The 26,146-nt window shown below is 58.3% G+C and carries 23 protein-coding genes; 15 read left to right on the top strand and 8 right to left on the bottom strand.

The annotated features are described in order from the left end of the window. Window positions 1-30: 30 nt before the first annotated feature. From KP708_RS08495 to KP708_RS08505, 3 genes are read right to left on the bottom strand one after another with little or no spacing between them, the layout of a single operon-like run. Window positions 31-861 (bottom strand): site-specific DNA-methyltransferase, encoded by an 831-nt coding sequence (locus KP708_RS08495; protein ID WP_046899662.1) that lies wholly within the window; start codon window positions 859-861, stop codon window positions 31-33. Next, on the bottom strand, window positions 858-2,003 hold the full coding sequence (locus tag KP708_RS08500; RefSeq protein WP_215748874.1) for a murein transglycosylase A: 1,146 nt from the start codon (window positions 2,001-2,003) through the stop codon (window positions 858-860). Before KP708_RS08500 ends, KP708_RS08495 begins: the two co-directional genes overlap by 4 nt. Before the next feature lie 16 nt (window positions 2,004-2,019). After that, entirely contained in the window at window positions 2,020-2,775 is a 756-nt protein-coding gene (locus tag KP708_RS08505) for a Tim44/TimA family putative adaptor protein (RefSeq protein ID WP_211496507.1), read from the bottom strand. A gap of 180 nt (window positions 2,776-2,955) precedes the next feature. On the opposite strand from KP708_RS08505, the gene secB reads away from it, so the two are divergent. Then, window positions 2,956-3,480: a protein-export chaperone SecB gene (gene secB, locus KP708_RS08510; RefSeq protein WP_046899665.1), complete on the top strand. Its 525-nt coding sequence runs from the start codon at window positions 2,956-2,958 to the stop codon at window positions 3,478-3,480. 4 nt (window positions 3,481-3,484) lie between these two features. On the opposite strand, the gene KP708_RS08515 is transcribed toward secB, so the two are convergent. Both KP708_RS08515 and hemC read right to left on the bottom strand, forming a co-directional pair. Further along, window positions 3,485-4,156, bottom strand: coding sequence for a uroporphyrinogen-III synthase (locus KP708_RS08515; protein ID WP_215748875.1), 672 nt, complete (start codon window positions 4,154-4,156; stop codon window positions 3,485-3,487). A 2-nt stretch (window positions 4,157-4,158) separates the two neighbouring features. After that, window positions 4,159-5,208, bottom strand: a complete 1,050-nt coding sequence (gene hemC, locus KP708_RS08520; protein WP_064273994.1) for a hydroxymethylbilane synthase — start codon at window positions 5,206-5,208, stop codon at window positions 4,159-4,161. A 58-nt stretch (window positions 5,209-5,266) separates the two neighbouring features. Between hemC and tsaD the strand changes: the two genes are divergently transcribed. Genes tsaD through KP708_RS08535 form a run of 3 tightly spaced genes read left to right on the top strand, consistent with a single transcriptional unit; the run spans window position 5,267 to window position 8,166 of the window. Beyond that, a complete protein-coding gene (tsaD, locus tag KP708_RS08525) occupies window positions 5,267-6,340 on the top strand; it encodes a tRNA (adenosine(37)-N6)-threonylcarbamoyltransferase complex transferase subunit TsaD (RefSeq protein ID WP_215748876.1) in 1,074 nt (357 codons plus the stop codon). Window positions 6,341-6,364: 24 nt separating this feature from the next. Continuing rightward, window positions 6,365-7,192, top strand: a complete 828-nt coding sequence (locus KP708_RS08530) for a 23S rRNA (adenine(2030)-N(6))-methyltransferase RlmJ (RefSeq protein WP_215748877.1) — start codon at window positions 6,365-6,367, stop codon at window positions 7,190-7,192. Then, on the top strand, window positions 7,189-8,166 hold the full coding sequence (locus KP708_RS08535; RefSeq protein ID WP_215748878.1) for an NAD(P)H-dependent glycerol-3-phosphate dehydrogenase: 978 nt from the start codon (window positions 7,189-7,191) through the stop codon (window positions 8,164-8,166). Before KP708_RS08530 ends, KP708_RS08535 begins: the two co-directional genes overlap by 4 nt. Window positions 8,167-8,174: 8 nt before the next feature. Here KP708_RS08535 and KP708_RS08540 read toward each other — a convergent pair whose 3' ends face one another. After that, window positions 8,175-9,419, bottom strand: a complete 1,245-nt coding sequence (locus KP708_RS08540; protein WP_252347220.1) for a NupC/NupG family nucleoside CNT transporter — start codon at window positions 9,417-9,419, stop codon at window positions 8,175-8,177. A gap of 89 nt (window positions 9,420-9,508) precedes the next feature. Between KP708_RS08540 and KP708_RS08545 the strand changes: the two genes are divergently transcribed. Further along, complete coding sequence (locus KP708_RS08545) at window positions 9,509-10,003, top strand: glutathione peroxidase (protein WP_046899671.1); 495 nt, start codon at window positions 9,509-9,511, stop codon at window positions 10,001-10,003. Here the strand turns inward: KP708_RS08545 and KP708_RS08550 are convergent. Next, entirely contained in the window at window positions 9,944-10,399 is a 456-nt protein-coding gene (locus tag KP708_RS08550; RefSeq protein ID WP_215748880.1) for a DUF4112 domain-containing protein, read from the bottom strand. The two genes, KP708_RS08545 and KP708_RS08550, sit on opposite strands and share 60 nt — an antisense overlap. 105 nt (window positions 10,400-10,504) lie before the next feature. Here KP708_RS08550 and KP708_RS08555 point away from each other — a divergent pair, with 105 nt between their 5' ends. The 4 genes from KP708_RS08555 (at window position 10,505) to KP708_RS08570 (ending at window position 17,937) form a co-directional block, all read left to right on the top strand. Next, window positions 10,505-10,741 carry a hypothetical protein gene (locus KP708_RS08555; protein WP_046899673.1) on the top strand — a complete coding sequence of 79 codons (237 nt, stop codon included), beginning with the start codon at window positions 10,505-10,507 and terminating at the stop codon, window positions 10,739-10,741. 64 nt (window positions 10,742-10,805) lie between these two features. Then, window positions 10,806-12,362, top strand: coding sequence for a murein biosynthesis integral membrane protein MurJ (gene murJ / locus KP708_RS08560; protein WP_203548525.1), 1,557 nt, complete (start codon window positions 10,806-10,808; stop codon window positions 12,360-12,362). A 98-nt stretch (window positions 12,363-12,460) separates the two neighbouring features. Then, on the top strand, window positions 12,461-15,091 hold the full coding sequence (gene mutS / locus KP708_RS08565; RefSeq protein WP_215748881.1) for a DNA mismatch repair protein MutS: 2,631 nt from the start codon (window positions 12,461-12,463) through the stop codon (window positions 15,089-15,091). Beyond that, window positions 15,088-17,937, top strand: coding sequence for a [protein-PII] uridylyltransferase (locus KP708_RS08570; protein WP_215748882.1), 2,850 nt, complete (start codon window positions 15,088-15,090; stop codon window positions 17,935-17,937). Before mutS ends, KP708_RS08570 begins: the two co-directional genes overlap by 4 nt. Here KP708_RS08570 and KP708_RS08575 read toward each other — a convergent pair. Beyond that, window positions 17,906-19,594 carry a lipopolysaccharide assembly protein LapB gene (locus tag KP708_RS08575; protein WP_215748883.1) on the bottom strand — a complete coding sequence of 563 codons (1,689 nt, stop codon included), beginning with the start codon at window positions 19,592-19,594 and terminating at the stop codon, window positions 17,906-17,908. The genes KP708_RS08570 and KP708_RS08575 overlap by 32 nt on opposite strands. A 152-nt stretch (window positions 19,595-19,746) precedes the next feature. Between KP708_RS08575 and KP708_RS08580 the strand changes: the two genes are divergently transcribed. The 6 genes from KP708_RS08580 to KP708_RS08605 all read left to right on the top strand — a co-directional run bounded on the left by KP708_RS08580 (window position 19,747) and on the right by KP708_RS08605 (window position 26,117). Continuing rightward, window positions 19,747-20,085 (top strand): hypothetical protein, encoded by a 339-nt coding sequence (locus tag KP708_RS08580; RefSeq protein ID WP_233126245.1) that lies wholly within the window; start codon window positions 19,747-19,749, stop codon window positions 20,083-20,085. Between the two features lie 37 nt (window positions 20,086-20,122). Next, window positions 20,123-21,127 carry a major royal jelly family protein gene (locus KP708_RS08585; protein WP_252347221.1) on the top strand — a complete coding sequence of 335 codons (1,005 nt, stop codon included), beginning with the start codon at window positions 20,123-20,125 and terminating at the stop codon, window positions 21,125-21,127. A 22-nt stretch (window positions 21,128-21,149) separates the two neighbouring features. After that, window positions 21,150-22,550, top strand: a complete 1,401-nt coding sequence (gene thrC / locus KP708_RS08590; RefSeq protein ID WP_211496518.1) for a threonine synthase — start codon at window positions 21,150-21,152, stop codon at window positions 22,548-22,550. Between the two features lie 68 nt (window positions 22,551-22,618). After that, entirely contained in the window at window positions 22,619-23,884 is a 1,266-nt protein-coding gene (locus tag KP708_RS08595; RefSeq protein WP_064273984.1) for a pitrilysin family protein, read from the top strand. After that, on the top strand, window positions 23,881-25,212 hold the full coding sequence (locus KP708_RS08600; RefSeq protein WP_215748884.1) for a TldD/PmbA family protein: 1,332 nt from the start codon (window positions 23,881-23,883) through the stop codon (window positions 25,210-25,212). Before KP708_RS08595 ends, KP708_RS08600 begins: the two co-directional genes overlap by 4 nt. Next, window positions 25,212-26,117, top strand: a complete 906-nt coding sequence (locus KP708_RS08605; protein ID WP_215748885.1) for a TIM44-like domain-containing protein — start codon at window positions 25,212-25,214, stop codon at window positions 26,115-26,117. Before KP708_RS08600 ends, KP708_RS08605 begins: the two co-directional genes overlap by 1 nt. The last annotated feature ends 29 nt before the right edge of the window (window positions 26,118-26,146 follow it).

Here is a 26,146-nt window from a genome sequence, read left to right on the forward strand (position 1 = left end):
TGATCCTGTCAGACCTACAGGTCTGACCGATCATTCGTCTTCCCAGTCTTCCTCCCGGGTCCCAATCGCAGCCCTGAGGCGCTTACGGGCGATGTTGACGTAACGTGTGTCTTTTTCCACGCCAATGCCGGACAACCCCTTGCGTTCCGCCGCAATCAGGCTGGTCCCCACTCCCATGAACGGGTCCAGCAGGACCCCGCCCGGCTTGGCGCCATGCAACCGCAGACAAGCTTCCGGCAACGCGATTGGAAACGTCCCGGGATGGCTGAATTTTTCTTTTCGGCTTCGCACGGTCTCATAAGGAATGAACCACGTATCTCCGCGGCATCGACGATCCATCTCATGCTGTCGGCGCGAGATATTGCTCTTGTCCGTAAATGGAACGCCAGCATCCAACCGGGCAACTTTGACGTCCCCTTTTTTCGTCAGATGAAAAATATGCTCGTGATTACGGTTAACAAAGCGGGGTGAATTCAGCGGCTTGAAATGCCCATAAGTAATTTCACCCACCGAAATCGACTTGATCCAGGTGATATGGTTCTGAAGCACAAAGAGCTTCCGCAATCGGGACATCAGTTCAAACGGAAGCCAGGGCTGTGAAGATGATCCAGCGATATTCAGAAAGAACGATCCATCATCCTTCATGATCCGCTTCACACTGGCACAGACGTCTTCCATCCAGTCCAGATAGGCATCTTCCGGCAACTGGTCCTGATAGGTCCGATATTCGATCCCGAGATTATAGGGCGGAGACGTCACCACGACATCCACTGTCTGCGACGACATGCGCCGCAGAACTGTAGTGCAGTCTCCCCGGATCAGCGTATGGGCGCCGAGTGTTTCCCGGCGGCTCCGGATCATGGGGTGGGCGAATCCGCTGGAGGACGCGGCAGCAGAATAACCATCCGCCCATTTTCATGCAGGTTGCCGGCAACATACTGGGCAAAAGCGCCCCATCCGGTAAACAGATCGGCACGTCCCGCCCCCTTGATATCGGTTCCGATATCCTGAGCGAACACGAGGTGCTGCCATGGTGCTGGCTGGCCCTTTGCATCCGGCAGCTTTGTCTCAACCCAGAGCGGCGTCGCAAACGGCACGATCGAGCGGTCAATCGCAACAGACCGCCCCGCGGTCAGCGGCACACCGAATGCTCCTGTCGCGCCCTGTACCAGACTTCCCGTATCTTTGCGGAAGAAAACGTAATTCGGGTTACGCTCCATCATCGCCATCATGCGATCCGGATGCGCCTCCAGCCATGCACGGATGCTTTCCATACTGACAGCAGAGGGAGCCAGCTCGTTATCCTGAACCAGCACCCGCCCAAGCGGCACATAAGGCTGGCCATTCTTGCCGTCATAACCAGCCCGGATCTGTGATCCGTCCGGCAGGATCAGACGACCGGAGCCCTGGATTTGCAGAAAAAACAGGTCCACAGGGCTTTTCAGCCATGCAATTTCCAACCCGCGACCTGCCAGAACACCACCGTCAATCTGGGCACGATCATAATATGGCTTGAACTGACCGTTCTCCCAACGTCCCGTGACCATTTGACCGTTGGTTGCTTTGGCACGAACCAAATCTGTCGGACGCCCATAAAGAGGCGTCTGGTATGGCCCCTCCCGCGTCAGCGATGCCTCAATCTGGGGTTCAAAATACCCAGTGTAAAACGCTTTGGTATCGGTCTCGTAGGGCTGGAACCATGTCTGCAGGTAAGATTTGGCATCCGCAGCACTCTCCAGTCCGGCGCAAGCACCAGACCAGTCTCCAACCTGACGGCCATACGGAAGGGTCTCAGCCCCCCCGAGAGGCGTTTCAGGCGGCAATTGCATCAGCCGATGGCACTCCTGCCGCAGAACAGGCAGGAGCGAAGCGAAATCCTCCCGATCCCACCCCGCGAGTGCATCGAAACCTACAGGCGTCAATGAAACAGAAGATGACGGTTCATTCGACGTGGTGCACCCGGCCAACATGGTCAGGGCAGCCAGACTCAGCAGCTTTTTCATAATAAACGAACTATTTTCAGGCTGGGCGCGATGCCGCAAGACGCCACCTCGCGTCCGACGTCCCGAACTGACGTTCAAACAGCCACAGATCATGGAATTCCGTCACGGCATCCGTGCCCTGTACAGGGTCTCCGTTGCGATCCGTCAGCATATTAACCTGACGGGACACGATCCGAACTTCGATTCGACCAATCTGGGCAGCCGCATCGTCGGTGGGAAGCATCGCATCCAGAATGGCCATACTTTCGATACCCCGCAGATCGCTGCGCTGTGTTTCGCCTGCTTCGGCGCGCGCGTTGATCGCGGAGAGAAAGGCGTCTTCAGTTTCCGGTGTCATCAGACCTGACAGAGCCGCGCGGTCCCCCGCAGCGAAAGCCGGAACAATCTGGCGGAACGTGTTTTCAGCATCCTTAAGAAAAGCCTGAGGCGTAAAACCCGCATCAAGCTGGGTCATACGACCCAGTACGCTGCCCACCCGGGTTGCCGGAGCGGGAATGTCGTATTCGACCTGCGCCACGACAGTTTCCTCACCCCGCTGGCTTGTACCAGGCAGCGGTGGAGGCGTCGGACGGGCGGAAGCCTGCCCACCAGCAGCGAAAACCGGCGGACGCTCCTGACGCACACCCTGCATGCCAATGCGACGCCCCAGCACGCGGTACAGGCGAAAGCCCAAGGCAATCGCCAGAATTGCCAGCACCACGATGTCCCATGGGAACGCGTGGCCGGAATGGCCCATCAGAGCGGAGGGAAGATGAATGTCGTCAGAAGACATGAAGATTATGTTTCACACAGATCGTTGGAATTTCCGTTGTCTTACAGATAGGGCGACAGCGGACCAATCTCAACCTTCCGCATGCAGGAACCCCGTCTTGGCGCGCATGACACATCATGCTACCGCCACTGTATCGCAATCGTTCCATCGCTATCCGCCTCGCGGATCCGGAGACCGTACATGTCCGAGAATACCACCGACAACACTGCACAGAACATGGAAGGCGCTCCGCCGCAGATGCCGCTTGCTGTCAATCTGCAGTACACGAAGGACCTGTCCTTTGAAGTCCCGGCTGGCGCTTCCATTTTCGCAACCCTGCGCGCTGCACCGCAGATCTCCGTGAACATCGATGTTCAGGCAAATCGCCTGGAAGAAGAGCAGCCGGTTTATGAAGTTGCCCTGGCCGTCCGCGCCGAAGCTGCTGAACCCGCAGCAGAAGAAGGTGGCAAGGCTGGCCGCACGGTGTTCATTGCCGAGCTGACCTATGCTGCCATCGTGACTCTCGGCAACGCTCCGCAGGAACTCGTCGAGCCGATCCTGCTGGTTGAAGTGCCGCGCCTGATCTTCCCGTATGTGCGTTCCATCATCAGCGACGTCACCCGTGACGGTGGCTTCCCGCCAGTGGTTCTCCAGCCGATCGACTTCGTGGCACTGTGGCAGGCCAAGCGCGCCCAGCAGTTCCCGGAGCCAGCTGGCGAAGCCTGATCCTTCAGGTGACGAAAGGCCCGAGCCGTTCCAGTGGATCGGGCCACTCCACTGCACGCCAGTCCTTTTCGGTCAGGCGTGCAGCGATGGCCTCTGACAGACAGAGCGCCCTCACACCGGACAGAGCATTTCGCTCCGGCGCACCCAAAGCCTCCATAAAGGCTTCAGCCGTTTTTCCGGAATAAAGAACAACCCCTTCAACACGGTCGCTCAACAAAGCGTCTCGCGCAGCATCCGTAAGAGTTTTCCTCTTCGTCACTGCGTATGCGTCGATGCGCCTGGCCCCCAACGCCACTGCCAGATCGAGACCATAACCCTTGCCACATGCCAGCATAAGGGACTGTCCCGTCAGGTTGTGACGACGGCAGAACTCCAGCAGGGCTTCAGCGTCGCCATCTGCGGCATGAACATTCGAGAAGCCCATGGCGCGAGCATGTTCAGCAGTCTTTGCTCCTACCGTGACCATCAAACGGTCTCGCGGCCAATTTTTGAGAGCGGCCAGCGCATTGGCGCTTGTCAGGGCTACAGCTACGCAGTCAGTCACGGCTGTGGGTTCGTAGGTCTGAATTTCCAGCATCGGGCAAGCAATCGCCTCCCAACCCTGACGCTGAAGGGCCTCCGAGGTAGAAGCCAGACCCGGCTCGGGACGCGTGACCAGAACAGCGCGCCGCGCCATGATCAGGCGCGTGTCATCTCGGCGAAAATTGCTGCTGGCGTATTGCGGCGCAGCTCGTCTGCCAGTTCCGTTCCCATCCGGGCGGCCTCAAGTGGTGCACCAGTGATTTCACGGCGGATCAGGAACGTTCCGTCTTCGCTCGCAACCATACCTGTCAGCTTCAGTACGCCAGCTTCAATTCTGGCATATCCGCCAATTGGCGTTCGGCAGGAGCCGTCAAGCTCGGCCAGCAGAGCACGCTCCGCAGTTGAAACGGCCCGGGCTTCCGGGTCTTCGATGGCAGACAGAAGCTCACGCAGTTCCGTGTCACTCTCGCGTACCGTTACACCGACGATACCCTGCCCTGCGGCTGGAAGCATTTGGTCCGGTTCAAGAACGATATCAACACGGTCTTCCATCCCGAGACGCCGTAGTCCCGCAAGGGCCAGAAGCGTGGCATCACAAGCCCCCGCCTGCAACTTGTCGAGACGCGTCTGAACGTTGCCGCGCAGCAGCCCAAATCGGAGATCCGGGCGACGGCTCAGCATCTGCGCCTGACGACGGACGGACGCACAACCGATCAAGGCGCCCTCTGGCAGAGAGGCATACGGATCAGCCGGGTCAACTTTGGTGGACCGGTCACGCAGGATAATGGCATCCCGGGCGTCTTCACGCTTCAGCGTGCACGCAAGGACAAGGCCGGGAGGAAGATTGGTTTCGAGATCCTTGAGGCTATGAACTGCAAAGTCGATCCGGCCCGCTACAAGAGCTTCATGGATTTCCTTGGCAAACAGGCCCTTGCCACCAATTTCCGCCAGACGCTGGCTGAGGTTCCGATCACCTTCAGTGCTGATCTGATGTTCCTGGAATGCTCCCATGTCACGCAGGACCGGGCAAAAACGGGTCAGACGTGTCAGGAACGTCCGCGTTTGCCACAGCGCCAGCGGTGACGCTCGCGAGCCCACTCTGAGTGGGAGTTTGCGCTGGCCGGACGGGCTGGCGGCATGAGATCGGCGGACGGCTTCCGCCGCGACCTTTTGAAGGGCGTCGGAAGACAGGACGGAAGCATTCATGGACCGCACCTGTAGCTCATTCAGGCGGGGCTGTCATGATATGAGAGACTCGGTCATAATGCATGCCATGTCTGACCCTGCTGCATCCCGCCCCCTTCTGGCGATCGAAACGTCCTGCGACGATACCGCTTGCGCTATTCTGGCCTATGACGGCACCATTCTCGCCGAAGGTGTTCTTTCCCAGAACGATCACGCCATTCTTGGTGGCGTCGTACCGGAAATTGCAGCACGAGCTCATCTTGATGCCCTGCCCGCCCTTGTCCAGTCCGTGCTCGACAAGGCCGCTCTCACCTTGCAGGACATTGATACCTTCGCAGGAACGACTGGCCCGGGCCTGATTGGTGGGCTGATTGTGGGCAGTTCCTATGCAAAAGGGCTGGCTCTCGCACTGGGGCGCCCTTTCATTGCAGTCAATCACATTGAAGGGCACGTCCTGACGGCTCGCCTGCCGTCTCTTGAGGCCGATCTTCAGTTTCCATTCCTGACGATGCTGGTCTCAGGCGGTCACTGCCAGTGCATTTCCGTGGAACAGACAGGCCAGTACGTGCGCCTTGGCGGCACCATTGATGACGCCGCCGGCGAGGCCTTCGACAAAGTTGCCAAAATGCTTGGCCTTGGCTGGCCGGGAGGGCCTGCTCTTGAAAAACTGGCACAGGCAGGCCGCGCTGATGCTTTTGCACTTCCCCGCCCGCTTAAAGGGCGCGACGGCTGCGATTTTTCTTTTTCCGGCCTGAAAACAGCCGTCAGCCGCCTGATTGAGCCCTTGGGATCAGGCGCTCTTCCGCGCCAGTTCGCTGCCGACGTCGCCGCATCCTTCCAGCAGGCTGTGGCAGATGTCATGGCAGACCGTGCGGAACATGCGCTTGCAATGGCGCCTCACACGACTGCACTCGTCGTCGCAGGTGGTGTGGCTGCGAACCGGACCCTTCGCGGTGCGCTGGAAACTATCGCAGACCGCCACGGTATCCCATTTATCGCTCCTCCGCTTCGCCTCTGCACGGACAATGCTGTCATGATCGGCTGGGCAGCCCTTGAGCGCCTCCATGCGGGTGAGCATCCCAACGAAATAGATGTCGCAGCCCGCCCCCGCTGGCCTCTTGCGGAACGTCATCCCGCTCATAGCCCTTCCTGATTCCATAGCCGGAACCCGTCTCCCGTGAACTACAGACACGCCTATCACGCCGGAAATTTTGCGGATTGCATGAAACACGCGATCCTTCTGGTGCTTCTCAAGTCACTCGTGCGCAAACCTGCGGGATTTTGTATTCTCGATACACATGCAGGCTGCGGACAGTATGACCTGTCTTCTGAAGAAGCCCAGAAAACCGGCGAATGGAAAAGCGGGATCGGCCGACTTCTGGACTCGGAAGATCCCGCTCTTCAGGATTATCTATCCGCCGTGCGCGACCTCGGCCTTTATCCGGGATCACCGGCCCTCGCTCGCCACGCGCTGCGCCCCCAGGACCAGCTTGTGGCCTGCGAACTTCACCCTGAAGATGTTCGCCCGTTACGTAGCCTTTTCCGGGATGATCCGCAGGTCTCCATTCATCATCGCAACGGTTACGAAGCTCTGCGCGCGCTTCTCCCCCCGAAGGATCTGAAGCGTGGTCTGGTTCTGATTGATCCACCATTTGAGAAGCTGGACGACTTTACGCAATGCGCTGAGGCGATCTCGCTGATCCGCAATCGCTTTCGCGCAGGCATTGTCGCGGTTTGGTATCCCATCAAGCACCGCACCCCGGTTCGGGCCTTTTACAACACCCTGAGGGATGCAGGCATTCGCGATATTCTTGCGTGTGAATTTCTTCTGCGCCCGGCGTTGGACCCGTCTCGACTGAATGGATGCGGAATGCTGGTCGTAAATGCTCCTTTCGGCTTTGAAGAGGATGCCGCTCGTGTCCTGAATGCGTTGAAGCTGGGGCTTGCGACGGATGACCCGGAAGACGACATGCAGGTGCATATCGAACGCCTGGTAGAGGAATGAACATGAACGGGCGCCATATCGCAGTCATCGGCGCAGGCGCCTGGGGAACGGCTCTCGCATGTGCTGCGGCCCGTACCGGGGCACGCGTTACACTCTGGATGCGAACTCCGGTTCCTGCTGGCGTCCGGGAGCTTCCTCGCTTGCCCGGCATCCAGCTTCCTGAGGCGGTCACCGTTGCAGGTGTTTTCCCAACAGATGCGGACGTTGTGCTTCTGGTTGTGCCTGTTCAGACTGCCCGGTCCGTATCCGTCGCACTGGAAAGTGTTCTCACTCCAGGTGTGCCGGTCGTGACGTGCTGCAAAGGCCTGGAACAGGCGACCTCGCTTCTGCCACTTACTGTACTCGCCGAAACGATGCCTGATCGGCCAACTGCCGTTCTCTCCGGGCCAAACTTCGCCATTGAAATTGCAAAAGGCCTTCCAGCAGCAGCGACATTGGCCAGCACAGATCTGACACTGGCAAAACATCTCACCAGTATCCTCAACTCGTCATCGTTTCGCCTCTATGCCAGTGACGACATTGCTGGTGTGCAGCTTGCCGGAGCAGCAAAAAACGTTGTGGCGATCGGCGCGGGTATTGTGATCGGAGCAGGCCTGGGCGAAAATGGCCGGGCAGCCCTTATCACCCGGGCTGTCGCCGAAATTGCGCGTCTGGCCGAAGCGTTAGGCGGACGTGCTGCCACTCTGGCGGGCCTATCTGGCGTTGGAGACCTGATCCTGACCTGTACCGGGCGGGGCTCACGGAACTACAGTCTCGGTATCGAACTCGGAGAGGGTCGCCCCCTATCGGAAATCCTTGCTTCCCGTACAACGGTTGCAGAGGGCGTTCTCACCGCGCCGGCGCTCGTGGCCCTCGCGCACAAGATGGGCGTGCACGTCCCGATCCTTGAGACAATCACCCATCTGCTTTCAGAAAAACTTACACTGGAAGAGGCCAGAACGCTGCTGCTGGACCGGCCGCCGACGCTGGAATAATCGGTCTTTCAGACGAACAATCCGGCGATCACGGCGCTCATGGCGTTGGAAAGTGTACCGGCCACGACAGCACGAACCGCCAGCTTCGAAACATCCGTCCGCCTGCGCGGCTCCGCACTCCCAAACGCACCAATCAAAATGCCGATGGTAGAAATATTCGCAAATCCACACAGTGCGAAAGACAGGATCGTGATGGTTCGGTGCGATAGGACATGCGCGTGAATCATGGGAGAAAGATTTACGTAGGCGACGAACTCGTTGAATGCGATTTTCTGGCCGAGCAATCCACCCGCCACCACACACTCAGACCACGGCACGCCGATAAGCCACGCGAAGGGCGCAAAAACGTAACCGAGGATTTGCGCGAGAGACAGCCCGACCATCGCCAGAAGACCATCTGTCAGGGCAATAATGCCAACAAAGGCGATCAGAACCGCCCCGACTGCAACCGCGATCTTGGCACCATTCATGGCACCTTCGGCCAAAGCCTCAAACATGCTGTGATGGCCATGATCCGCCCCAGCAATTTCTGCACTGACATGCCGCGGGCCGGGGAACAGAACACGTGAAAACAGCAGTCCACCCGGAATAGCCATTGCAGACGCAGCGAGCAGATTCTCCATCGGAACCCCTAGCGACGCATAACCTGCCAGAACCGAGCCAGCGATGGATGACGTCCCGCTACACAGAACCGTCGCCAGCTCTCCAATAGAGAGACCGGCGAGACAGGTCTGGAGCGCAATCGGCATTTCACTCTGGCCAAGGAAAATGGTCAGAACGGCTGAAAAGGATTCCAGCTGTGTGGTGCCAAGAATTTTCGCGAGAGCACCACCGATGACGCGCGACAGAAACTGAAGAACACCCCAGTGTTGCATCAGCCCCAGCAGCGCTGCGACATACACGATTTCAGGCAGAACCTTGAGAGCGAAGATAAATCCTCCGTCCCCGAAAACCGTGTCCATTTTCGGCCCTACAAGACCACCGAAAAGGAAGGCACTTCCCTGATCCCCGTAAGACAGGACCTTGGTCACAGCGCCGGAAATCATGTGGAGCCCATGTGCCCCGGCGGGAATCCAGAGAATTACGGCTGCGATAGCCACCTGAAGGGCTAAGGCACGCGCAACCAGTTTCCAGTCGATCGCCCGCCAATTCGTGGAAAATAACGCGCCAAGACAGAGAAGACCGGCCATGCCGATCAGGACGCGCAGGATCACGAAGGCAAGCTCCCTTTCAAAAACAGAACGGTTGCACAACCTGTCTGCATGACAGCGCCATGTCCAGCCCCGCTCTCGCCTCTTTAGCAGTATGATATTACAGTAGATGAAAATGAGGGGGAGAAACCATGACCTGCGCCTATGATTTCCACCTGCCCGGGCTCTCTGGGGAAACGATCGATCTTTCCCAGTTCCGTGGTCGGCCACTCCTGATCGTCAACACGGCCTCAAAATGCGGCTTTACCCCCCAGTATGAAGGCTTGCAGCATCTGTGGTCCCTCTATGGGCGCGACTACCCGGATGGCATGACCGTTCTCGGCGTACCTTCGAATGATTTTGGCGAGCAGGAGCCTGGCTCGGCAGAAGAGATCAAGACATTCTGCCACCGCAATTACGGGGTCTCATTCCCTATGGCGGCCAGAGCCCATGTCAAAGGGCCAGATGCCATCCCGCTCTTCAAATGGTTGGGGCAAGAAGGCGGATTTTTATCTCGCCCACGCTGGAATTTTTATAAGTACCTCGTGAACCGCGAAGGGCATCTCGTGCGGTGGTTCACACCGCTTTCAAAACCGACGCCCGGACGGGTAGAAGAGGCCGTCCGCCGGATTCTTCTCGATCACTGAATTATATGGTGCCCCGGTTTCCGACCGGGACAGCGCCTCTTCAATCAGGCGGACATTGCGCATGTCAGCCTTGAACACGGTATCGAACAGATCCCCCATTAGCGGAACAACACCAACTACCGCTTCAATGCCGACATTAAGCAGCATCTTGCGCACGGTTGCTGCTCCCACACCCATCCGGTGGCCTTCCCAGACAATATAGAGGGACAGGAGCGTTCCAAGAGCCAGCCCTCCTCCGGGAATGAGCCCCAAGACCGTATCAACACCCGCTCTCAAGCGAAGCCCGGGGATTCGGACAGCCGAGTTCAGAACCCAGGCCAGACGCTTGAGCCGCTCCAGCCTTCGTAAGAGTTCTGCGGTGTCTGATGGAGATGAGGAAAATGCGGTTTTGACCATGATACAAAATAACACGCAGACGGGATCGAGAGTTTCCTCTTTTTCCTTGACGCAGCGTATCAAAAAACGCGAGCCTCATGACAGGAATATGACAGGAGACTTCTCATGACAGCGTCTCTCCTTCGGCCCATTCTGCCACTTCTGGTCGTTGCTGCCCTTGGCGCCTTCACGCCTTCTGTCGCACATCACGTCACGAGCTTTCTGGGCCTGCCCGGCATCTTCTGGGCGAGCGTCATGCTGACGCTGGAAATCGTTCTGCTTTGTATCGGTCTGGCTGCCGTTCGCCCTTCCATGACGCGTCCTTCGGAAAAACTTTACGCGCGCGAGACTGTTCTTCGCTAAAAATCGTTCCTTCTGGCTTCAGGAGGATATGTTACCCGTCAGCGGGATACGCTAGAGACAGGAAATGCTTCGCAATTTCCTGACAGTTGGCAGCTGGACCATGCTTTCGCGTGTTCTGGGCCTGATTCGTGACCAGCTTCTTGCTGCCTTCCTTGGAGCCGGCCCTGCACAGGACGCCTATCTGGTGTCCCTGCGCCTGCCGAACATGTTCCGGCGACTGTTCGGAGAAGGCGCGTTCAACGCAGCCTTCGTGCCGATGTTCACCGCCAAGTATGAGACTGAGGGACGCACCGCAGCCCTGCGTTTTGCGGGGCAGGCCCTGTCCGCCCTGGTGGCATGGCTGGTGATCCTGACGATCATCTGTGAACTGTGCATGCCCCTCATCATCTCGATTCTTGCCCCCGGTTTTCAGGGCGAGCGTTTTGAGATGGCCCTGACGCTGACACAGATCACTTTCCCCTACATGGTCATGATCTGTGCGGCGGCTCTAGTTTCCGGTGTGCTGAATGGTCTGGGAAAATTCAGCGCTGCATCCGCTGCCTATCTGAGTTTCAACATCATCGGCATCGCAGCGATCTTTCTGGGGGCCTATGTCTGGCACAGTGTTGCCCTGACCAGTGCGTGGGGTGTCGTTATTTCGGGCATCGTTCAGCTGGGTGCCCTCTACTGGGCCGCTCATCGTGCCGGTGTCGCGCCGCATCTCGTCCGCCCCAGCTTTTCAAAAGACATCCGTGGTCTGATGCGCCGGATGGGACCGGGCCTCGTCGGATCGGGTGTCACACAGATGAACCTGATGGTGGACACGATCATTGCCACCAGACTGCCCGTTGGCTCCCCGTCGATTCTGTACTTCGCGGACCGGATCAACCAGCTCCCTCTTGGCGTTCTTGGTGCTGCTGCGGGTACAACCCTTCTTCCGCTTCTCACCCGACACGTGGCCAACAACGACCGCGCTTCCGTACATGCCAGCCTGAACCGGGCCCTCGATTACGCCCTGCTTTTGACGCTTCCCGCAACGATGGGCCTGATTGCACTGGCTCCCTCGATCATGGCTGGCCTGTTCAGCTACGGTCACTTCACGGTCGCAGATGCACTGAAGTCCGCCCAGTCCCTGCGGGCCTACGCCCTTGGGCTTCCAGCATTTGTACTCATCAAGGTCTTTTCGCCCGGCTTTTTCGCGGAAGGGGATACCAGCACGCCGGTCCGGATTGGTTTCTTTACCCTTGGATTAAATCTGGCGCTCAATCTGGCGCTCTACAAACCACTGGCTCATGTGGGCCCTCCACTGGCCAGCACGATTGCAGCGGTCGTGAACGTTGCCATTCTGGCCGTGCTTTTGCATCGCCGTGGCATCTTCCAGCCTGACCCACGTCTGAAAAGCCGCTCAGCCCGCATAATCGGCGCCTCTCTCATGATGGCCCTCTGGGTTGCCGCAGCACAAAAATTCGCTGCTCCCGACCTGCCGAACTGGCACGGAATCTGGCGCCTGAGCATGCTGGGCGCACTGATCGTGTTCGGAGGCGTGGTCTACGCCATTTCTCTCGACGCCCTGAAGGTTCTGAAACTCAGTGACGTGCTCGCAGCGTTGCAAACGCGCATCGCCAGAAGACGCACACGCTAAGACACTGATCCTGCCGGTTCACACACCGGCAGGGACACGGTAGTTTCCCCTCCCCTCCTCATATCTCACCACCGGAGACCGGACCCATCGGCACGTTCATGCCCCTGCCTTCTGCCGCCAATGCCACGCCTTCCATGGCGCAATGGTTCGCGCTCAAGCATCAGGAGCCAGATGCTCTTCTGTTCTTCCGAATGGGTGATTTCTACGAGCTGTTCTTCGCAGATGCCCAGGCAGCCGCGATGGCACTCGATATCGCGCTGACAGCACGGGGCAATCACAACGGCGAGCCGATTCCCATGTGCGGCGTTCCGGTCGCAGCGGCACCGGCCTACCTGTCTCGCCTGATTCGCCGAGGCTTTCGCGTCGCTGTTGCTGAGCAAACGCAGGCACCGCAAAAAGGCCAGAAAGGCCCGCTTCCCCGCGCGATCGTCCGTGTCGTCACTCCGGGCACTCTGACGGAAGACGAACTGCTCGAAGCTGGTCGCGCCAATCTGCTTCTGGCTATTGCCCGCTCCGGAGACCGCCGCTCCAAAATGATTGGCGCAGCCTGGATCGATATTTCTACAGGCGCGTTCGAGACAACGTCCGTGCCTGAAGTCGCCCTTCCAGAGCTGATGGCCCGTCTGGACGCTGCGGAAGTTCTTTCCGATCCAGAGCTCATCCCGGCAGACCACGCCAGCCGGCTTGCACCAGTCGCTGTTCCGCCGTCTCTGGATAGCGCCCGCACTCTGATTTCCCGTGCCTACGGGGTGGCACAGATTGATGCGCTCGGAGACTTCCCGGACGAGCAGGCCATCGCCTGTGCCATGGCCCTTCACTACGTTCAGCGCAGTCAGGCCGGAGCGCTTCCCAGACTCTCGCGCCCGATGCCGCAGGGCATCAGCGGCGTGCTCGGGATCGACCCAGCAACCCGCGCCAGCCTCGATATTCTGCGTACCCGTGATGGGGAGACAAAATACAGCCTGTTCGGTGTGATCTCCCGCACTGTCACAGCAGCAGGCTCCCGCCTGCTCTCTCAGTGGATTTCCTCTCCACTCACTGACGCCATCACCATCACCGAGCGTCAGAACGCATGGCTGTGGCTTCAATCCGTTCCGGGTTTTACAGCCGCATTGGGCGATATTCTCAAACGCACACCAGACCCGGCTCGCGCACTCGGCCGCCTGTCAGCAGGACGTGGCCAACCGCGCGATCTCGCATCCATTCGCGATACTTTGATTGCCGCTGACGACCTGACAGCCCTTTTCCAGCCGGCCTGTGATAAGAGCACACCGTCTCTGATCCGCACGCTGACGGCCGGCCTTTATGGCCGCGCCGATGCCCTGTTGGACACGCTGAAAGCTGCCCTTGCGGAAGAATTGCCTGCACGCATCGAGGACGGTGGTTTCATCGCCGTCGGATTTGATGCTGAGCTGGATCGATACCGGACACTCCGGGACGAAAGTCGACGGATTGTCGCTGCACTTCAGGGGCGCCTCTCCGAAGAGTACGGGATCAGCAATCTTAAGATCCGCCATCATGCCCAGCTGGGTTACGTCATCGAGGTCCCTGTTGCAGCCGGGGCGAAGCTGAAAGAACGACCTGAACTTTCTTTCCGACAAGGCACAGCCAGCCTCGCACGCTTCTCGACCGAAGAACTCGCTGCGCTGGACCGCGCCATTCTCGAGGCTGCAGACAAAGCGAGCACGCTGGAGCGCCGCCTTTTCACATCGCTCTGCACCCGTATTCTCGAAACCCCCGCGCTGGACGAAGTCGCAGAATATCTTGCCCTGACAGACGTCTTACGATCCTGCGCAATTCTGGCAGAGGGAGGATCGTGGTGCCGCCCAACTGTCACGGACGATACCGATTTCGAGCTTGTCGCTTGCCGACATCCCGTTGTCGAAGCCGCCCTCACAGAAACCGGCAGCGCGGACGCACGCTTCATTCCCAATGACTGCGCTCTTCCCCCAGAACACCGCGCCATGCTCCTCACCGGCCCGAATATGGCGGGTAAATCCACATTCCTCCGCCAGACTGCGCTTGCCGTGATCATGGCGCAGGCCGGGCTGCCGGTTCCGGCGAAAAGCGCCCGTATTGGTGTTGTGGATCGGCTGTTTTCCCGTGTGGGTGGTGCAGACGATCTGGCGCGTGGGCGTTCCACCTTCATGGTGGAAATGACTGAAACCGCTGCCATCCTCAATCAGGCCGGTCCCAAATCTCTTGTCGTCGTCGACGAAATCGGACGTGGAACGGCAACGCTGGATGGTCTCTCCATTGCCTGGGCTACGCTTGAGGCGCTTCACACCCAGCTTGGCTCGCGCACGATTTTCGCTACGCACTTCCATGAGCTGGGTGCTCTGACCGAGTTTCTGCCGCGTCTGGCTCCGTACACTATGGCCGTCAAAGAGTGGCGGGGCGAAGTCATTTTCCAGCATGAAGTGCGTCCTGGCTCAGCCCGGAAGAGCTGGGGCCTGCATGTGGCCAAACTGGCCGGGATTCCGCAATCGGTGGTGAACCGTGCTTCCCGGCTTCTCAGCACATTCGAACGTGAACAGGCTGAAGCTCGCTCTTCGCTGCCTTTGTTCGAAGCCGTTGCAGACGCATCAGAAGATGCCCCGGAGCCGCAGGTTCTGCACTCTCCGGCCCTCGATGCGCTCACGACCATCAACCCTGATGATCTCTCTCCCCGAGAGGCGCTAGCCGCGCTATATGATCTTAAACGCCTCGCTACAGGAGACAGGACTTGAAAAGTGCTGGTTTCTGGGGCGAAAGTCTTCCCTCCCCTTTCGCTGACGATACGGATACGACCCTGTCTGACCGCAAAGCCATGACCCCGTCGCTGCAAACAGCTCTTCAGACTGCCGCCGCACAGGGGCTGACGTCCCGAGATGACGTCCTCTCCATCCTTCGTCGTCATCTTGGCAATGGCCATGCAGATATCCGCATCAGGTTCGAAAAGCGCCTGATCTCGGGGATTGATGCGGCGCGCGCGCTCGCGGCTCAGGCCGATAGCGTTGTCTGTGCGCTGGCTGATCTTTCTGCCGCGCAGGACAATGCGTCCTCCGAAGAGCCACTCTGTCTGTGTGCCACTGGCGGCTATGGAGCAGGCCTTCTCGCCCCTTTCAGCGATATCGACATTCTGTTTCTCATTCCGGAAGATGCGTCTCCGGCCCTGACCACACGCATTGAGTTCATTCTCTATGCCCTCTGGGATCTTGGCCTCCGAGTCGGCCATGCGACGCGCTCCATCAGTGCCTGCATCAAGGACGTGGCCGAAGATCTGACCATCCGCACGGCCCTTCTGGACCTGCGCCCCCTTTATGGTGATCGGACGCTCGCCCGTAATCTTCGCTCCGCCCTTGGCGCGGACCTCCAGAACGACACGCTGTGCGATTTTGTCCGTGGCAAGATTGAAGAACGTGAGCTGCGCCATCGCCGTTTTGGCGACAACCCCTACATGGTTGAGCCGAACATCAAGGAAGGCCGCGGCGGCCTCCGTGATCTTCAAACGCTGAACTGGATGGGCCGTGCCGCTCTTGGCTGCGCCATTACAACGCCAGACCAGAGCACAGCCCCTGCCGAAGCCGTCCCGACACCATCCTTTATTTCCTTTGGCCTCCTGACCAACCGTGAAACCCACCGCGCCCGGCGCGCGTGGGATTTTTTCTGGACGGTCAGGCTGCACCTTCACTACATCACCGGCCGCGCGGAAGAGCGACTCACCTTTGACGTTCAGCCCGTCATCGGTGGCCGGATGGGCTATGCCACGCACGGACGTCAGCGCGGTGTCGAACGCTTCATGCGACACTACTTCCTGACGGCACGAGACGTCATGCGCCTGACGCATGTTCTTCAGCCGATCGTGCTGATGCGCCTGCAGGATCAGGCCAGCGACACTCATCCGGAAGCACTCCCGGGGCCAGAAGGCTTCGAACGTATTGCCGGACGTCTCTGCCCTGTTGATCCGGTCACGTTTGCGAAGAACCCGCGTGACATGTTCCTAATGCTGGACTGCGCGCGCCGGCATGATCTGGAACTGCACCCACTTGCCATTCAGCAGCTTATCCGCAACGAACGGCATGCCGTTGAACTGCGGGATGATCCGGAAACAGCGCAGATCTTTCTCAATCTGCTCTGTGAACCGAGTGCGGATGAGACAAAGACCGTTCCGTTCTGGCTTCCCATTCTGAACGAAACCGGCCTGCTCGGTCGCCTGCTGCCGGACTGGTCACGCGTTGTCGGCCAGATGCAGTTCGACAGCTATCACATCTATACGGTGGACGAGCACATCATCGAGGCCGTCCGTATGATGGGCCAGATCGAAGCGGGTCATATGGCGGATGAGATCCCGCTGGCTTATGGGCTCGCCAAGGATCTGCGCTCACGCCGGGCCCTTTATGTCGCGGTTCTTCTCCATGACATTGCCAAGGGCCGTGGCGGCGATCATTCGGAGCTCGGGGCGGATCTGGCCCTCACCATCTGCCCGCAACTGGGTCTGGATCCTGAAGAGACAGAGACAGTTTCGTGGCTCGTTTTGCATCATCTGCTGCTGTCCCAGACAGCATTCACCCGAGACATTGATGATCCCCGGACGATCCTTGATCTTGCAGACACCATTCAGTCTCCGGAACGCCTACGCCTTCTCCTCCTCCTGACAATCGCTGACATGCGCGCCGTCAGCCCCAAAGTCTGGAATGCCTGGAAAGCCACGCTTCTACGTGAGCTGTTTTCCCGTGTAGCAGAAGTTCTGGAAGGCGGACTGGCCGCAACGGAGCAGGACGGCCGCGTCACGCATGCTCGTGAATTGGCCCGGGATGGTCTGAGCTCACTGCTGCCAGAAAGCAGTATCGAGCACTTTCTGGCTCTCGGATATCCCAGCTACTGGCTCGGTTTCGACACCGATACCCACATGCGCCATGCGCGCATGATCCACGATTCGGACCGATATCGCTCACCGGTCACGGTCGAGGCTTATCCAATCCCGGAACGCGGCGTAACAGAGCTCACAGTGCTCTGTGCTGACCATCCAGGACTGTTCTCACAGATTGCTGGCGCCCTTGCTGTCGCAGGCGCATCCATCGTGGATGCCCGCATCCATACCCTCAGCGATGGCATGGCTCTGGATACTTTCTGGGTTCAGGACGCTGATGGATGTTCCTTTGAAGATCCTCACCAGCTTGGTCGTCTTAATCATCTGGTCGAGCAGGCCCTGTCTGGTCGCCTTGACCTGAAGAAAGGTATCGCGGAGGCGCGTCATCGCGGAGCCTCCCGTCGGATGCGGGCCATCCATGTTCCACCCCGTGTAGTGATCGATAATACCGCTTCGGACCGGCACACCGTCATCGAGATCAACGGTCGTGACAGATCTGGCCTGCTCCATGACATCACAACGACGCTGAGCGAGCAGTCGCTTCAGATCTCCTCTGCTCACATTACCACCTATGGAATGCGGGCTGTGGACGTTTTCTATGTTCGTGACCTTCTAGGCATGAAGATCACAGATCCAACGCGCCTAGCCCATATACGTGAGACACTCCTTGCTTCCCTGACGCCACAAACCGTCAAGAAGGCTGTTGCTGCGCCCACTTCCTGAGGTTTTCGGCCACCTGTTCCACAACGGGTGGCCACGCTTCTGGCAGGAAGCCTTCTGGCCTGAACTGCCGCACATTCTGGTACCAGGGAGTGGTTTTCCAGCGCCAGTCACCGCCTCGGCGATTCAACAGCCAAAGCGGGCGACCCACGGCACCGGCCACGTGTGCCACCGCAGTATCCACACTAATAACAAGCGAGCACCGTCCTACGGCGTTTGCAAGCTCTTCAGATGTTTCGAGAGAGACCTTTTCCATCCACTTCGGGCAACTTCCCTGCTGAAGAGATACAAAACGAACGCCCTCAACACGTTGCAACGGCTCCAGCCATTCCAGGTTTAAAGAGCGACGCCGATCAAACCTGTAAGACGGATTTCCCGCCCAGCAGAGTCCAACAACCCTCGGCTCAGGGATCGACGCGGACTCCAGATAGGGCGCTGCTCCTCCCTGGTCTGCCAGCCCCAGAACAAATGGTAAGCTCAGAAGACTGATTTCTCCCGCAACAGGTCCTTCTGGTTCCAGAATCCGAGCATGGTCCATCAAGGGCATCCGGCTTACTAACGAATCCACTGGGAAACGCAGTTGGAGAGGTCGTCTGGCGGCGGCTAAAGGCAAGAACCTCAAAAACTGGATGCTATCTCCCAGACCCTGCTCTGCCGTCACGGCAATCGGCAATTCACCCTCGGAGCCGTCCCACGCTGGAGAAGACTGCGGCGTGTTTAGAAGGCAATGTCGACTTTCAAATTCCTGCCAGCCTTCCGAAAACTCACCTTCTCCCAGCAAAATAGTCGCGTGATTGAAGCGAGCCTGGGCTTGCTCGTAACCAGACGTCCGACCAGCGATGACCGAAAAAAGCCGCTTGGCTGTCTCTTCCTCGCCCATCTCCATCAGAACCGTTCCAAGGTTATTGGCGACCCGGGCATCCTCGGGAGCAAAGCCCAGTGCTTCTTCCAAGGCGTGGCGTGCTTCCGGCAAATTCCCAAGAGCCATCTGAACCAAACCGAGACTATTCAAAGTTGCTCCGGTTCGGGCTCCCAATTCACATGCCTTTTCCAAAGCCTGTAGGGCTGACTCTAAAAGCCTGCTTTCAAAAAACGCCGCTCCGAGATTAGCCCAGCCACGCCCATCGCGCGGCGCACGTTGCTTCACTCTGTCAAAACAGAAAAGTGCCTTATCTGGACGCCCGTCCTGAAGATAGATTTCACCAAGCCTTGTGAAATATTCGACATCGTCTCGCGCAAGGGCGCACGCTTCCTCCAGAGCTTCACAGGCCGCTTTACGTTGCCCCAGAAGCAAAAAGACTTCGGCACTCGCGGCATGGGCGCGCGGGTCAGCAGGCTGCAATGTTCGCGCTACGGAGAGAGCCGCACGTGCGGGTTCAGAGTGACCCTCTGCAGCGAGTGCCAACCCCAATGTGATATGAACACGCGCTGATCTTGATGCTGGAAGGCCACCAGACTGCAAAGCCCGTCCCGCCATCGCAATAGCAGTCGCATTCTGTCCGCGAGCACGAGCCAGACAGGCCATGCCGTGCCACGCATCAGGTTGCCTAGGGTCATGAGCCAGGATGTCACGAAAGGATTTTTCAGCGCTCGCGAGGTCGCCTCTGGCGAAGCAGTCAAAAGCAAAACGCGTCGGATCTGGCTTGTGATGACCTGTCATCCGTCAGTGATGCGGCCAAATGCCCTGAAAATCCATTCCTTCGAGAAGATTTCGGCAAGACGCCCCAAAGAAACACCGTGAGGCGTTAACGAAATTTTCAGACTCTGGGCGTCATAACGTCTTGTAACAAGACAAGCCAGAGGCGTCTGACCATGCATCTTGAACAACGGACAGGCAGCGTTCCGGGCCTGGTTTATGCAACTGTGCGCCAGGGTATGACCACGCGCACGTTCCCTATTGAAATCAGACAGACTGCATCCGGTCATTACATTGCCCGCATGCCCGACCAACGCTGGTCCATTGAATGCATGACCGTAGATGCGGCGTTGCTTATGCATGCAGCCGTGCTTTTCCCGGTTGAACATGAACACGCCCCATGGCTGTCCAACCCACGACCGGCACTGTCGCCCGTGCAACGTCATGCAGCCCGCATCCTTTCTTCGAAAACCCGAGAAGAAAAAACGGAGCGAGAAGCCACGCTGGATTATTAGTCCTGTTTGAGGCTTGCCAAATTTTCTGGACGGGCCGATGTCTGGAGCTATGAAAAGCCGGTTTTTATATTCCGTCGCGAGCGCCCTTCTGGGCGCTGCTGGTCTGTTCTCTTCACCTGCTTATGCAGACCATCCGTGGAAAGATGCTCCGCAGTCAGCACAGATTGTTGCTGATGCTGCGCTTGATCGTGTTCGGCTTGGCTCCCTACTTCCACATGGCGCAGACACTTTCCTGGCTTTGAGTGAAGAGGGTCGCCCTGTTTTACTCGATTCCCAAAATCACACTCATCCGTTTCCGATTGATGCCGCTGCGCAGGAACAAATCCCACCTCTCGCATTTCTGACGCAGGCAGGATCGGATTACTGGGGCCTGACAGTGTCGCCTCAGGCTAAGCTTGTTCATCTCTCTGTGGATGGAAAGCTTCTTGGAGAAGTCCCCTTCGTCGGCGGAACGCTGAAAGGCAGTAATCTTACGGCACTTCAGGTCCATGGCAGCTTTGCCTATGTGACGGACGAAGGAAAACCGGCCCTCGTTGTCGTTTCCCTGAAGGACGGTAAAGCACAGCGCTTTCTGCCCTACGATCCCTCCGTCACAGGACGCAGACCATTCACGCGCAACGCACAAATTACCAACGGACCAGACGGGCACCCTCTGACTGGCGGAAATGTTCGGTTTTTGGCGCTCGACGCAAAGGGGCAATGGCTGTTTTACATGCCTGCCTGCGGCCCCCTGTATCGGATTGACGCTTCCCTCCTGACAGATCCGGCTTTCACGCCCGTTGAGCAGCTTGATGGCATTGTGGAATGGCGTGATACCCCGAGCCTCGGTGGCATCACCCTAAGCCCTGAAAACGTCTTCTACATGTCTGACCTTACGGATGGCGCTCTCCTTCAGTTCGGCAGCGAACGCAATCCCCTGATCCTCATTCGGGATACTCGCCTTCTGGAGGCTGGAGCACTGGCGGTTTCTGACAGCCATCAGGTTGCGGTTCTGACATCAGAAGATGGAAAACCCCACATTCTTCGCATCGCCTTGCCATAGAAGGTCGTGATATAAACTTCCCATGCGCTACCGATCTACTCGCGGCGACCTGACCGCCGACGCACCCAACTTCTCCGACATCCTCCTTGCCGGCCTTGCTGGAGACGGTGGTCTCTACATGCCGGAGAGCTGGCCAAAAATCAGCGCCCAGACGTTCCGTGAATGGCGCACGCTCTCCTACGCGGACCTGACTGCCGAAGTCATTTCGCTGTTTTCCGAAGGCGCCATTGACCGCGATACTCTTCGCGACATGGCCCGGGACGCCTATGCGGGCTTTGATCACGCCGCTGTCGCGCCGCTTTGCGAAGTGGAGCAGGACCTTTTTTCACTTGAGCTGTTCCATGGTCCTACGCTCGCATTCAAAGACATGGCGATGCAGATGCTCGGCCGCCTGTTCGATCATGTCCTGACCCAGCGGAACCAGAAAGTTACGATCGTCGGTGCAACATCCGGTGACACCGGCTCGGCTGCCATCGAAGCCTGCCGTGGCCGCGAGCGCCTGTCCGTCGTCATTCTTCACCCAAAAGGCCGGACGTCAGAAGTTCAGCGCCGCCAGATGACAACGGTTCCGGACGACAATATCCTGAACATTGCCGTCGAGGGTGACTTCGATACCTGTCAGGACATGGTAAAGGCCCTCTTCGCAGACACGACGTTCCGCGACGAAGTCTCTCTTTCCGCCGTCAACTCCATCAACTGGGCCCGCATCGCCGCCCAGATCCCGTATTACGTCCGGGCAGCACTGGCATTGGGCGCACCAGACCGCGAAGTGTCTTTCTCCGTTCCGACCGGCAATTTCGGCAATGTGCTGGCAGCCTGGGCCGCACGCCAGATGGGCCTCCCAATCCGTCGCCTGTGCATTGGGTCGAACCGCAATGACATTCTCACGCGCTTCCTGATTGAAAACGATATGAGCGTCCGTACGGTGGAGCCAAGCCTCTCGCCGTCCATGGACATTCAGGTCTCGTCCAATTTCGAACGTCTGCTGTTCGAACTTCTGGACCGCAACCCGACGCGTTGCGCTGCGATCATGAAAGAATTCCGTGAAACTGGCCGAATGGCCGTACCACACGATGCGTGGACGCGCATGAAAGACGTCTTTGACGGCATGACGCTCAGTGATGAGCAGACCAGCGAAGCCATGCGTCACTTCTACAGCGAAAGCCTCTATCTGGCGGATCCCCATACGGCGATCGGCCTGGCAGTCGGCAAGCGCTTCCAGGAGCCGGGCATTCCGATGGTCGCTGCAGCCACTGCACATCCTGCCAAATTCCCGGATGCTGTTTTCGCAGCGACCGGAATCAAGGCTGCTCTGCCGCCTCACCTCGCTGACCTTTTCGAGCGCCCAGAGCGCTATGACACCATGAGCAGTCAGCTCGCTGGTATTCAGGATGCGGTTCGCAGCCATATCCGCCGCCACTGACAGGCTTGTTCCTTCCTACAGGCTCCCCATCTCAGGGAGCCTGTCTTTTTATGATTTTACGGAAACTCATGCCCGATACGATTGAAGTCACCACGCTCGACAACGGTCTGACCATCATCACGGAACGCATGGAACGCGTTGAGACCGTATCCTTCGGCGCCTATGTTTCGATCGGCACACGCGACGAAACTGCAGAAAACAACGGCGTCTCCCACTTTCTCGAGCATATGGCCTTCAAAGGCACAGAAAGACGGTCCGCAGCCCGTATTGCCGAAGAGATCGAGAATGTCGGTGGTCATATCAATGCTTATACTGCGCGGGAAACCACCGCGTATTACGTCAAGCTCCTCAAGGAGGATCTGACGCTTGGTGTAGACATTATCGGGGACATTCTTACACACAGCACGTTTCTGGATGCTGAAATCGAGCGTGAGCGTGGTGTCATCCTTCAGGAAATCGGTCAGGCCAACGATACACCCGATGACATCATTTTCGATCACTTCCAGGAATGCGCTTTCCCGGCGCAACCGATGGGCCGCCCGACGCTAGGGACGGAAGAACTCGTTTCAGGCATGACGCGTGAGACGTTGATGGGCTACATGCGTGAACATTACACCACGCGTAACATTACGATCGCCGCGGCCGGCAACCTGCATCACCAGCAGGTCGTGGATCTCGTAAAAGAACACTTTGCCGATCTCCCCACTCATCAGACCCCAACGCCCCGCAATGCGGACTATGCCGGCGGTGACATCCGCACCACACGCGAGCTGGATCAGGCCCACCTGGTGATGGGTTTTCCATCCGTCAGCTATCACCACCCTGATCATTACGCTGTCATGATCCTGTCCACTCTGTTGGGCGGCGGCATGTCTTCGCGGCTCTTTCAGGAAATTCGCGAACGTCGCGGGCTGGTTTACAGCGTCTATTCGTTTGCCTCTCCATTCAGCGACAGTGGTCTGTTCGGACTTTATGCGGGAACGGGCGAAGCTGAAGTGGCTGAGCTGGTGCCGGTCATGATTGACGAACTCAAGCGCCTTCAGGACGGCCTGACACCTGAAGAGCTTTCTCGTGCCCGGGCGCAGCTCAAATCATCCCTGCTCATGTCTCTGGAGAGCACGGGTAGCCGGTGTGAACAGCTGGCACGCCAGATCCAGGTTCATGGCCGCCCCGTTCCTGTCACGGAGACAGTCGGCAAAATTGATGCCGTAACGGAAGCTGACATCCTACGGGTTGCGAAGACCATCTTTGCAGGCACTCCAACTTTCACGGCTATCGGGCCCGTGAAGAATGTGCCCGCCATTGAAGACATCACTGCGAGGCTTGCTGCATGACCACTACGCCCATTGAAGCCCTCCTCGCCGCTGCCAAACGACATGGTGCCGATCACGCCGATGCCGTGTTCATCAGAAATGAATCCGAATCCGCGATGGTTCGGAAAGGTGTCCCTGAAGGCATAGAGCGCTCAGAAAGTGTCGCGCTTGGTCTCCGTGTTTTCCGGGGCCAAAAAGCCGCATCAGTGTCAACGAGTGTTCTGGATGAAGCCGAGTTTGATCGGCTGGCAGAACAGGCCTGTGCCATGGCGCTCGTCGTGCCAGAAGATCGCTTTGGCGGTCTTGCGCCTGACAGCATGGTTGGACATTTTGATGCGTCCGGTCTGGATCTGGAAGACACGGCAGCACCGCACATGGACGCGCTCTTGGCACGCGCTCGGGAAGCAGAAGACGCTGCCCTGGCTGTATCGGGTGTTACCAACACGAACGGCGCTTCTGCCGGACATGGCCGCACAATTATTGCGCTTGGTACGTCTGCGGGCTTCATGGGGCGTTACAGCCGTACAGGGCACTCCATCAGCGCCAGCGTACTGGCGGGTGATGGCGCGCTGATGCAGCGGGACTACGCTCATCACGGCACTGTCCATTTGGAAGATCTGGACGCGCCTGCCCTTATCGGCCGTGAGGCAGGAGAACGTGCTGTCTCGCGCGTGAACCCGTCTCGTCCGAAGACTGGCACATACAGCATCATTTATGATCCGCGGGTTTCCTCCAGCCTGTTGGGTCATCTGGCGAGTGCCATCAATGGCGCATCCGTTGCGAGAGGCACGTCATTCCTGAAAGAAGCCATGGGGAGGCGTATTCTGTCCGCTGGCCTGACAGTTCGTGACGACCCTCGCCGTATTCGTGGTGCGGGCTCGCGCCCCTTCGACGGTGAAGGCTGCCCTGCGACAGCTCTGGATCTGATTTCGGACGGCGTTCTCACCACCTGGCTGCTGGATTCCAGAAGCGCTCGTCAGCTTGACCTGCGGTCCAACGGGCGCGCAAGCAGAGGCGTTTCAGGTCCGCCGAGCCCAAGTGTGACAAATCTTCATCTTGAACCGGGTGATCTTTCCGCAGGGGATCTGCGTTCCGATATAAAGGAAGGGATACTGGTCACGGAACTCATGGGATCATCCATCAATATGCTGACGGGTGATTACAGCCGAGGGGCTTCCGGCTTTATGATCCGTAACGGCGAGCTTGCTGAGCCTGTTGCGGAACTCACGATTGCCGGAAATCTTCGGGACATGTTCTCCCGTATGGTTCCAGCCAGCGATCTTTCCTTCCGGAGCAGCGTGAATGCGCCGAGCATCCGGATTGATGGCATGAGCATTGCAGGACTTTGATGCGTAATTTTCGTCTTTTCTCCGTCGCCTGTGCGCTACTTTGCGTGCTGGGTTCCGCCGATGCCCGTCCGGGTGGCGGCGCCTCTATGGGGAGCCGTGGTTCACGCACCTGGAGTGCGCCTCCACGGACATCCATCACGCCGAGCTGGACACGCCCAATGGACCGGACAATGGCGCCGCAGTCCAACTATGGTGCACAGACCGCTCCTCGTCCGATGGCACCCATGACGCCGGGTTATCGCCCGTCCTTTCCAAACCGCCATCCGTTCATGACAGGTTTTGCAGGAGGCCTGCTGGGCGCTGGTCTGTTCGGAATGCTGAGTGGACATGGGTTCTTTGGTGGCATGAACGGCGGCACGTCATTCCTTGGATTTTTGTTCCAGGCATTCGTGATTGGTGCGCTGATTATGTTCGTTCTTCGGCTGTTTAATCGTCGCAAGACGGCAGCAAACGGAATGTCTGGCAGCCCTCCGTTTAGTGCGGCTGGAGCAAACGCTCCCGTTACGTTGAGCAACGATGATTATACCAGCTTCCAGCGTCTCCTCCTTGATATCCAGGCGGCCTGGAGTGCACAGAACACGCGTGCGCTTTCCAGCATGACCACACCGGAAATGGCTGGATACTTCAACGAACAGCTTTCTGACCTCGCCAGCCGTGGCGCACGTAACATTGTCTCCAATGTTCAGTTTCAGCGTGGCGATCTGTCTGAAGCCTGGCGTGAACGCAACCTGACCTATGCGACGGTTGCCATGCGTTATTCCATGACGGACGTCACGACCGACTCATTTGGCAATGTGATCGATGGAAGCTCAACAGAGCCCGTAACCGTTACGGAACTCTGGACGTTTGTCCGCGCAGACGGGCGCGGGAACTGGATCCTTTCCGCCATCCAGCAGGCTGGCTGAAAGCCCGTTCTTAGAAACGGATCAGTGTA

It is taken from the genome of Gluconobacter sp. P5H9_a (assembly GCF_018812085.1).
GTDB lineage: Bacteria > Pseudomonadota > Alphaproteobacteria > Acetobacterales > Acetobacteraceae > Gluconobacter.